Origin of the sequence: Streptomyces sp. (assembly GCF_031181705.1) — a bacterium.
Lineage (GTDB): Bacteria > Actinomycetota > Actinomycetes > Streptomycetales > Streptomycetaceae > Streptomyces.
In genome coordinates, this window is sequence record NZ_JAPSKN010000185.1 from 1 (window position 1) to 8,625 (window position 8,625).

The window sequence follows — 8,625 nt, forward strand, 5'->3', positions numbered from 1 at the left end:
GGACGCGGCCGTACCGAAAGAGGCGGCCATGCCGCGAAACGCAGCCGTACCACCGGACGTGGCCGTGTCGAGGGACGCGGCACCCGTCGCTGCGTCGGTCGCCTCCGGCACCCACGGGCCCCCCGGCACCCCCCGCCCCTCCCCCGCCGACGCCCCCGTCACCCGGGGGTTTCTCGCTCGGGCCGCGTTCGTCACCGCCGTGTTCTCCGCCGCCGGGGCCCTGCTCGGGCTGGTGCGGGATCTGTCGTTGGCGCGGATGTTCGGGGCCGGGAGTGAGACGGACGCGTTCCTCGTGGCGTGGACCGTGCCGGAGTTCGCCGCGACGCTGCTCATCGAGGACGGGCTGGCCATCGCGCTGATCCCGGCGTTCAGCATGGCCCTGGCCCGGCGGGCGCAGGGCGCCGGCGGGGACCCGGTCCGTTCGCTGGTCGCCACCACCCTGCCCCGGCTGTCGCTGGCCTTCGCCGCGGTCGCCGCGCTCCTGGCCGTCTGCGCCCCGCAGCTCGTGCGCGTCCTGGCCCCGGGCCTGCCCGACCCCGCGCTCGCCGTGGACTGCACCCGGCTCACCGCGACCTGCGTACTGACCTTCGGTCTCGCCGGGTACTGCAGCGCGGCCCTGCGCGCGCACCGCCGGTTCCTCGCCCCGGCGGCGATCTACGTCGCCTACAACACCGGCATCATCACCGCCGTGCTCGTCCTGGGCGGCCGGTGGGGCGTGCGCGCGGCGGCGGCCGGGGTGGCCGCGGGCGGCTGCCTGATGGTCCTCGCCCAACTGCCCGTGATGTGGCGCGAGCTGCGGCGCGGCCGGGGGACCGGTCCGGCCGGGGCCGACGGCGGCGGCCGGCCCATGGGTCTTGCCCTGCTCGCCGCCGTCCTGCTGTTCGCGCTGTGCCGCCAGTCCCAGGTGCTGATCGAGCGGTTCCTCGGCTCCACCCTGCCCGCCGGCGCCATCTCGCACCTGAACTACGCGCAGAAGGTCGCCCAGATCCCCATGACCCTGTCGCTGATGCTGTGCACGGTCACCTTCCCGGTCGTCGCCCGCGCCCTGGCCGACGGCGACACCGAGCGGGCCCGCGCCCGCGTGGAGCGGGACCTGGCGCTGGCGGCCTGCCTGGTGCTGGCCGGCGCCGCGGTCGTCATGGCCTGCGCCCCGCAGCTGGTCGAACTGCTCTTCCAGCGCGGCGCGTTCACCGCACAGGACACGGCCGCCACCGTCCGGGTGATGCGCGTGTACGCCCTCGGACTGCTCGCGCAGACCCTGGTCGGCGCCCTGATCCGCTCGTACTTCTCGGCCGGCCGGGCCACCTGGTACCCGCTGGGCGCGATGGCGGCCGGTCTGGTCGTCACCGCCGGTGCCGGCGCCTGGGCGGTGGTCCCCTGGGGCGTGATCGGCATCGCCGCCGCGAACGCCGCCGGCATCACCGTCACCGCCGCGCTGCTGCTCGCCGGCATGGGCCCGCGCTCCATCCCGATCCGCACCCGCCGCGTCCTGGCGGGCTTCGTCCGCCCGCTGGTCGCGGCGGCCGCCGCGACCGTCGTGGGCGCCTGGGCGGCGAGCCGCCTCGGCCCTGCCGCCGTCCCGGGCTCCCCCCTGCTCGCCCTCGCCGCCGGCGCCCTCACCGTCGCCGTCGTCTTCCTCACGCTCGGCCGGGCCCTGGGCGACCAGGGCTGCCGCACCGCGCTGAAGTCCCTCCGTTCCGTCTCACGAAGGCTCCCTCATGGCCGCTCCCGTTGACACCCCGGACACCGGCACCCGCACCAGACCCGGCCCGGTCCTGTTCGTGGCGATGTACCACTCCGTCGGCGACCCCGCGGACGACCCGTACCGCATCACGGTCACGCCCGAGCGGCTGGACCAGCAGCTCGGTCTGCTGCGGCGGCGTGGGCTGCGCGGCGTGTCCATGGCCGACCTGCTCGCCGCCCGGGCCCGGGGCGAGGGCCGGGGCCTGTACGGGCTCACCTTCGACGACGGCTACGCCGACTTCGTCACCGAGGCCCTGCCCGTGCTGCGCCGCCACGGCTGCGGCGCCACCCTGTTCGTGCTCCCGGGCCGGCTCGGCGGCGAGAACGCGTGGGACCCGCTCGGCCCGCGCAAGCCGCTGCTGACCGCCGACGGCGTCCGGCACGCGGCCGCCGAGGGCGTCGAGATCGGCTCGCACGGCCTCACCCACGTCGACCTGACGCAGGCGGACGACGTCACCCTCAGGTCGGAGGCCGAGGGCAGCAGGACCGTGCTCGCGGAACTCACCGGGGCACCCCCGGCCGGCTTCTGCTACCCCTACGGCACGGTCGACGCGCGGGCAGTCGACGCCGTACGGCGGGCGGGCTACACCTATGCCTGCGCGATCGACCCGGGCCCGCTCGGCGGCCCGCACGCGCTGCCCCGGGTGCACATCGGCCAGAACGACACCCCCGTACGGCTGTTCCTGAAGTACCGGCTGCACCGGTTGCGCCGCCGACCCGTCGAGGAGCCGCGGTGAAGGCCCTGCACATCATCACCGGCCTCGGCGTGGGCGGTGCCGAGCAGCAACTGCGGCTGCTGCTGCGCCATCTGCCGGTCGACTGCGACGTGGTGACGCTGACCAACCCGGGGCCGGTGGCCGCCGGGCTGCGCGCGGACGGGGTGCGCGTCCACCACCTCGGCATGGCGGGCAACCGCGACCTGGGCGCGCTGCCCCGCCTGGTGCGGATCATCCGCGCGGGCGGCTACCAGCTCGTGCACACCCACCTCTACCGCGCCTGCCTCTACGGCCGGATCGCCGCGCGGCTGGCCGGGGTCCGGGCGGTCGTCGCCACCGAGCACTCCCTCGGCGACTCGCAGATGGAGGGCCGGCCGCTCAACGCGGGGGTGCGCGCGCTGTACCTGGCGGGCGAGCGCCTTGGCCGCACCACGGTCGCCGTCTCCCCCACCGTCGCCGCCCGGCTGGAGCGCTGGGGCGTGCCCGGGCCGCGCATCGAGGTCGTGCCCAACGGGATCGACCTGGCCCGCTTCCGCTTCGACCCGGCCCTCCGCCGGGAGACCCGCCGCCGGCTCGGCCTGCCGGAGGACGCGTACGTCATCGGCGCGGTCGGCCGGCTCGCGCCCGGCAAGCGCTTCGGCGTGCTGATCCGGGCGCTGGCCCAGCTCCCGGAGGACCACCGGCTGCTGCTGGTCGGGGGCGGCCCGGAGGAGGACGTGCTGCGCCGCACCGCCCGGGCGGCCGGGGTCGCCGACCGGGTGCTGTTCACCGGGGAACGCCCCTGTGTCCCCGACGGCTCGCCCGGCCCCGACCTGCCGTCGCTGGCCAGCGCGATGGACGTCCTCGCCTCGCCGTCGCCGGAGGAGGCCTTCGGCCTGGCGATCGTGGAGGCCCTCGCCTCCGGCCTGCCGGTCCTCTACGCCTCCTGCCCCGCCCTGCAGGACCTGCCCCCGGCGGCGGCGCCCCTCGCCCGGCGCGTCACCGGCGGCCCCGACGCGTTCGCCCGCGCCCTGACGGACGTACGGCGCCAGGGCCCCGGGCAGCGCACGGTGCCCGAGGCCGCCCGCCACTACTGCATCACCCGCAGCGCCGCCCGGCTGATGGACGTGTACGCCGGCGCGGTCGCCCGTCCCCTGTCCCCCTCGCTCCAGGAAGCCCGCACCTCATGACCGACACCCCCGCACGGCGGCACCGCCCGGTCACCGCCCTCACCCGGTCCCTGCCCCCCTGGTCGCTGCTCGCGGCCGGGGCCGTGGCAGGCGGACTGCTCGGCGGCACGTACGGCCTGGTCAGGACCCCTCAGTACACGGCGACCAGTTACGTCGTCGCCGTGCCGACCCAGAAGTCCGACACCGCCACCGCCCTCGGCTTCGCCCAGGCCTACGGCCGGGTCGCCCCGCAGCTCGCGGTGCTCGGCGACGCGCAGGTGTGGGCGGGGGTGCCCGTGTCGACGCTGCGGGACAGCGTCCGCACGGCGACCTCGCCGGACGCGCCCATGGTGTCGGTCACGGCCACCTCCTCCCGCCCGGACCTCGCCGCCGACATGGCCGACGCCGTGGCCCGCGCGCTGACCCGGCACGCCGCCGACACCGAGCAGTCGACCCGCGTGCAGCTCCAGCAGTTCGCCCGCGCGGTCGAGCCGGCCGAGCCGTCCTCCGCCTCGGCCCGGGTGACCGGGCTGGTCGGCGCGAGCGCGGGCGGGCTGCTGGGCGGGCTGGCGGTGCTGGTCCGGCCGCGCCGGGCCGCCGGCACGACGGGGCGGCAGGCCGCCGTGCCCGGTCCGGCCGTCGCCGCCGACGCGCACGGGCAGCTGTGACGTACACGGCGGAAGTGGTCACCGAGGAGCGGGACTTCGCGGCCCTCGCCGCAGACTGGGACCGGCTGCACCGGCGGTACGACCACGCCACCCCGTTCCAGAGCCACGCCTGGCTGCACTCGTGGTGGCGGTCGTACGGCGGGCGCGGCCGGCTGCGGCTGGTGCTGGTGCGGGACGGTCGTGGCGGTGACCTGGTCGCCGCCGCCCCGCTGACGCTGGTGAGGCGTCCGCTCCCGGCACTGGTGCCGCTCGGCGGGGCGATCTCCGACTACGGGGACGTGCTGCTGGACGACGCGCACGGCGAGGAGGCGGTGGCCGCGCTCACCGGCGCGCTGTCGGCGGCCGCCCGCACCGCGCTGATCGACCTGCGCGAGGTCCGGCCCGGCGGAGCGGCCGAGCGGGTCTACGAGCGGTGGACGGGGCCCCGCGGCCGGGTGGACGACTCGGTCTGCCTGGAGTTGCCGGCCGTCCCCATGGGCGAGCTGATCGCCCGGCTGCCGTCGAAGACCCAGCAGCGGCTGCGCGCCAAGCTGCGCCGGCTGGACGCGCTCGGCATCCAGCGGCGGGTCGTCGCGCCGGGTGAGGTGGAGACGGCGCTGCTGCGGCTGCTGGAGCTGCACCGGCTGCAGTGGCAGGGGCGGAAGGTGACCTCGGAGCATCTGCGGCCGCGGTTCCGGGAGCACCTGGTGCGGTCGGTGGGGCCGATGGTGCGCGGCGGGGACGCGGTGGTCACCGAGTTCCGGCTGGACGAGGAGGTGGTGGCCGTGGACCTGACGCTGCTCTCGCCGCGGCTGGCGGGCGGCTATCTGTACGGCGCCCACCCGCGGTTGCGCGAGCACAAGGCGGACGTGGCGGCGATGCTGCTGGACTCGACCGCCACCCACACCAAGGACGGCACCCTCGGCACGCTGAGCCTGCTGCGCGGCAACGAACCCTACAAGCACCACTGGCGCCCGCTGACGGTGGTGAACCAGCGGCTGCTGCTGGCCCGGCGGCGCACGGCACCGCTGCTGAAGGCGGCGCTGTGCGACGCGGCGGCACGGCGGCGGGGCAAGGACCTGCTGCGCCGCCTGCGGGAGCGTGACCGTGGCGGCCGGCCCTGACCGGGCCCGCCGCCGGCCGCGCTCCCGGCCCCGGGCTAGTGCGTACGCGACCACCAGTCGAGGCGCAGGCAGAGCTTGCCGCCGATCCAGTACTCGACCCAGTCGCCGAGGTTCAGCGGCGAGCAGTTCGCCGGACGCTCCGGCTCGGGCGCGCTCGGCTGCGGTGTCGGGGTGGGCGCCGGTGGACTGGCCGGGGTGGTCGGCGCCGGGGTGCTGTCCTCGTCGCGGCCGAAGAGGAAGGACCGGTAGACCTCGGAGGCCCGGGGGTTGTCGTCGCACTGCCACACGCCGTGCGGGCAGTAGTCCGTCAGGGTCTGGTACAGCGGCTTGTGCTCGTCCATCCACGCGAGCATGCGCTGCATGTATTCGGCGTTGTCGCCGTTGCGGAAGAGTCCCCATTCCGGAAAGGAAATGGCCTTGCCGTGGGCCTTCGCGAACTCCACGTGCTGCTGCAGCCCGTAGGGCTCCTTCACCTGTTCGTCGAACGACATTCCGCGCGGCTGGTCGTAGGCGTCCATGCCGATGATGTCGACGGTGTCGTCGCCCGGGTAGCACTGCGTCCAGGGCACGGCGTCACGGCCGCGGCTCGGGGTGAAGTCGAACCGGAACTTCTGGCCCGGCACCGCGCGCATGGTGGTGACGATCCTGTTCCAGTACTGCTTCCACGCCTCCGGATCCGGCCCGCAGCGGTGGGTGTAGGTGACGCCGTTCATCTCCCAGCCGAGCACCAGCACGGTGTCCGGCACGTCCAGTTCGACCAGCCGCTCGGCGAGCCTGCGGAAGTGGTGGTCGTAGCGCCCTTCCGCACCCTCGCGCAGCAGCCGCCGGACCTCGTGGTCGGGCACGCCCTCCTCGTTGCGTTCCAGCATGGGCACGTTGAGGACGAGCAGCCGGTCGGCCTGCTCGCGGCGCCAGTTGGCCCATACGTCGAGGAAGCCGGGGCGGCCCTCGATGTTGCTCCAGCGGTCGCCCGGCAGGTAGGTGTGCCCCACGCGCAGCTTCGCCCCGCCGAGCCAGGCGCTGAGCTGCGCCATGCGGGCCACGCCGCGCGGGCCGTAGTCGAGGTAGGCGCCGAAGGCGGGGGTGGACCGGGCGGGTGCGGCGGTGGGTGCCGCGCCCGGTTGCGTGGCCGGTGCCGTGCCGGGTTCGGTGGCGCCCGGCGTGGGCGTCCCGGTGGGGACGGCGGGTGCCGCGGGGACCGCCGGTGTGGCCGCGGGTACCGGAGCCGGTGGCTCGGCCGGGCGTGCCGTCCCGGTCCCCGCGACGACCGTGTGGCCGGACGCCAGCGCCGCCGTCGCGGCGACCGCCGCCGCGACGAATGCCAGCCTTTGGGACCGTGTGCGTCGCTGCCGTGTGGCCATGGCCGCCCCTTTCGTTTTCCTCCGCTTATTGACACTCAGTCATATGAAACGGAATCACGCCACCGCCAGTGGGGCTTTCGAGTGGCCCTCTCGCCCGCACCGGTGACCCAGTTCGAAGGAAATGCCCGTGTCCCTGCTCGACATTCGCGTCCCCGCGGTTCTGCTGCGGATGGACCGGAACCCTTTCCACCACGGAACGCTGGGCGCCGTGCGCTCACTCGGCCGGGCGGGCGTGGAGGTGCACGTGGTCGCCGACTGCGCGGGAAGCCCCGTGCGCGAGTCCTGTTTCGTGCACGGGCTGCACGCACCGCCGCCGCCCGGGGCGTCGCCGGCCGAGATCGCGCGCGTGCTGCGCCGGGTCGCCACGGGTCTCGCGCGTCCCGCGGTGCTGATCGCGATGGACGACGCGGGTGCCGTCGCGGTGGGCCGGATGCGTGAGGAGCTGGCGCCGGCGTACCTGCTGCCCGAGATGGCCGGGGCACTGCCCGAACGCGTCGCCGACAAGGCGGAACTGGCCGAGCTGTGCGCCGCGCTGGACGTCGCGCACCCCGAGACGCTCGTGCCGGACAGCGCGGACCGGGCGGCCTCGGCCGTGGCGCGGCTGGGGCTGCCGGTGGTGGCGAAGTGGAGCAGGCCCTGGCTGGTGCCGGCGGGCAGCGGGCTGCGCAGCACCGTGCTGGTGCGCTCCGCCCGGCAGGCGCGGGAGCTGTTCGCACGCGCCGGGGAGGCGGGCAGCCTGCTGCTCCTGCAGGCGTTCCTGCCGCCTGGCCCGGACCGCGACTGGTTCTTCCACGGGTACGCCGACCGCTCCGGGCTGACGCGGGCCGGCGGCACCGGCCGCAAGCAGCGCGCCCGCCCGCGCGGGGCGGGCCTGACGTCCGTCGGCCGCTGGACGGCCAACACGGAGGTGCGGGCGCTCGCCGAGCGGCTCACCGGGGAACTGGGCTACCGCGGCATCCTCGACCTGGACTTCCGCCGCTGCGGGACGACGGGCCGCTACCACCTGCTCGACTTCAACCCGCGCCCCGGGGCCCAGTTCCGCCTCTTCACCGACACGGCTGGCGTGGACGTCGTACGGGCGCTGCACCTGGACCTGACGCACCGCCCGCTGCCGGAGGGGGCGCCGCGGCCGGGGCGGGCGTTCGTGGTGGAGAACTACGCTCCGCTGAGCGTGCTGCGGCCCGCGCCGGCCGGCCGGGAGCTGGCCTGGCACGCCCCGGACGACCGGGCGCCCGGCCGGGCCATGTGGCACCTGTGGGGCCGGCACGCGGCGGGGCGGGCGCTGGACCGCCTGCGCCCGGAGCCAACAGGGTGGTTCACCCGCCTGGCGCGATAGAAGTGCGTGCTTTTCATACAGGAGTGCCTAATTTGTTCCTATGACTCACATGAAGCGCACCGCCACGGTGCTTTCCAGCCTCGCCCTGAGTGTCGCGCTCCTCGGCGGCACCGCGACGGCCTCGGAGGCGGACATCCTCCCCGAGGTCACCCACTCGAAGGACCAGGAGGAGTGCAAGGAGCACGACAGCCTGGGCCTGATCCTGCTGGGCATCCCGCTGCTCGGGTTCTTCTACCCGGGCGACTGCTGACCGCACAGCCTTCACGGGTGCCGGACGCGCTTGCGTCCGGCACCCGTGGTGTCAGCGGTGGGACGCGGCCCGGCCCCGCCGGTAGAGCACGAGACCACCCGTGATCAGCGCGGCGCTGGTGGTCGCGGCACCGAGCAGGGCCCCGGCACCGGTCTCGGGGAGACTGGGCGGCTGCTCCTGACCACCGGGGGGTGTCTGGTGGCCTCCGGGGGGCGTCTGCGGCGGTGTCGACTGGTGGCCGCCCGGCGGGGGTGTGTGCGGGGGCTTCGTCGGCGGGGTGTGCGGGGGTTTCGTCGGGGG

Annotated in this window: 8 protein-coding genes and 1 pseudogene; 7 read left to right on the forward strand and 2 right to left on the reverse strand. The window is 75.6% G+C overall.

Annotation, left to right across the window (positions count from 1 at the left end; translation table 11 throughout):
• Nucleotides 1–28 precede the first annotated feature (28 nt).
• From murJ to RIN80_RS24690, 5 genes are read left to right on the forward strand one after another with little or no spacing between them, the layout of a single operon-like run.
• The gene (gene murJ, locus RIN80_RS24670; protein WP_309097847.1) at nucleotides 29–1,735 is read left to right on the forward strand and encodes a lipid II flippase MurJ; all 1,707 of its coding nucleotides are present in this window, start codon (nucleotides 29–31) and stop codon (nucleotides 1,733–1,735) included.
• A complete protein-coding gene (locus RIN80_RS24675) occupies nucleotides 1,719–2,480 on the forward strand; it encodes a polysaccharide deacetylase family protein (RefSeq protein WP_309097848.1) in 762 nt (253 codons plus the stop codon). Before murJ ends, RIN80_RS24675 begins: the two co-directional genes overlap by 17 nt.
• The gene (locus RIN80_RS24680) at nucleotides 2,477–3,628 is read left to right on the forward strand and encodes a glycosyltransferase (protein ID WP_309097849.1); all 1,152 of its coding nucleotides are present in this window, start codon (nucleotides 2,477–2,479) and stop codon (nucleotides 3,626–3,628) included. Before RIN80_RS24675 ends, RIN80_RS24680 begins: the two co-directional genes overlap by 4 nt.
• Nucleotides 3,625–4,275, forward strand: coding sequence for a lipopolysaccharide biosynthesis protein (locus tag RIN80_RS24685; protein ID WP_309097850.1), 651 nt, complete (start codon nucleotides 3,625–3,627; stop codon nucleotides 4,273–4,275). The genes RIN80_RS24680 and RIN80_RS24685 overlap by 4 nt, the downstream gene beginning before the upstream one ends.
• On the forward strand, nucleotides 4,272–5,378 hold the full coding sequence (locus RIN80_RS24690) for a GNAT family N-acetyltransferase (protein WP_309097851.1): 1,107 nt from the start codon (nucleotides 4,272–4,274) through the stop codon (nucleotides 5,376–5,378). Before RIN80_RS24685 ends, RIN80_RS24690 begins: the two co-directional genes overlap by 4 nt.
• 35 nt (nucleotides 5,379–5,413) lie before the next feature.
• Here RIN80_RS24690 and RIN80_RS24695 read toward each other — a convergent pair whose 3' ends face one another.
• Complete coding sequence (locus RIN80_RS24695; protein WP_309097852.1) at nucleotides 5,414–6,739, reverse strand: glycosyl hydrolase; 1,326 nt, start codon at nucleotides 6,737–6,739, stop codon at nucleotides 5,414–5,416.
• A gap of 121 nt (nucleotides 6,740–6,860) precedes the next feature.
• Here RIN80_RS24695 and RIN80_RS24700 point away from each other — a divergent pair, with 121 nt between their 5' ends.
• Nucleotides 6,861–8,075: an ATP-grasp domain-containing protein gene (locus RIN80_RS24700; RefSeq protein WP_309097853.1), complete on the forward strand. Its 1,215-nt coding sequence runs from the start codon at nucleotides 6,861–6,863 to the stop codon at nucleotides 8,073–8,075.
• Nucleotides 8,076–8,115: 40 nt separating this feature from the next.
• Nucleotides 8,116–8,325, forward strand: a complete 210-nt coding sequence (locus RIN80_RS24705) for a hypothetical protein (RefSeq protein WP_309097854.1) — start codon at nucleotides 8,116–8,118, stop codon at nucleotides 8,323–8,325.
• A gap of 51 nt (nucleotides 8,326–8,376) precedes the next feature.
• Here the strand turns inward: RIN80_RS24705 and RIN80_RS24710 are convergent.
• Nucleotides 8,377–8,625 (reverse strand): annotated as a pseudogene (locus RIN80_RS24710) (hypothetical protein); the annotation flags it as partial.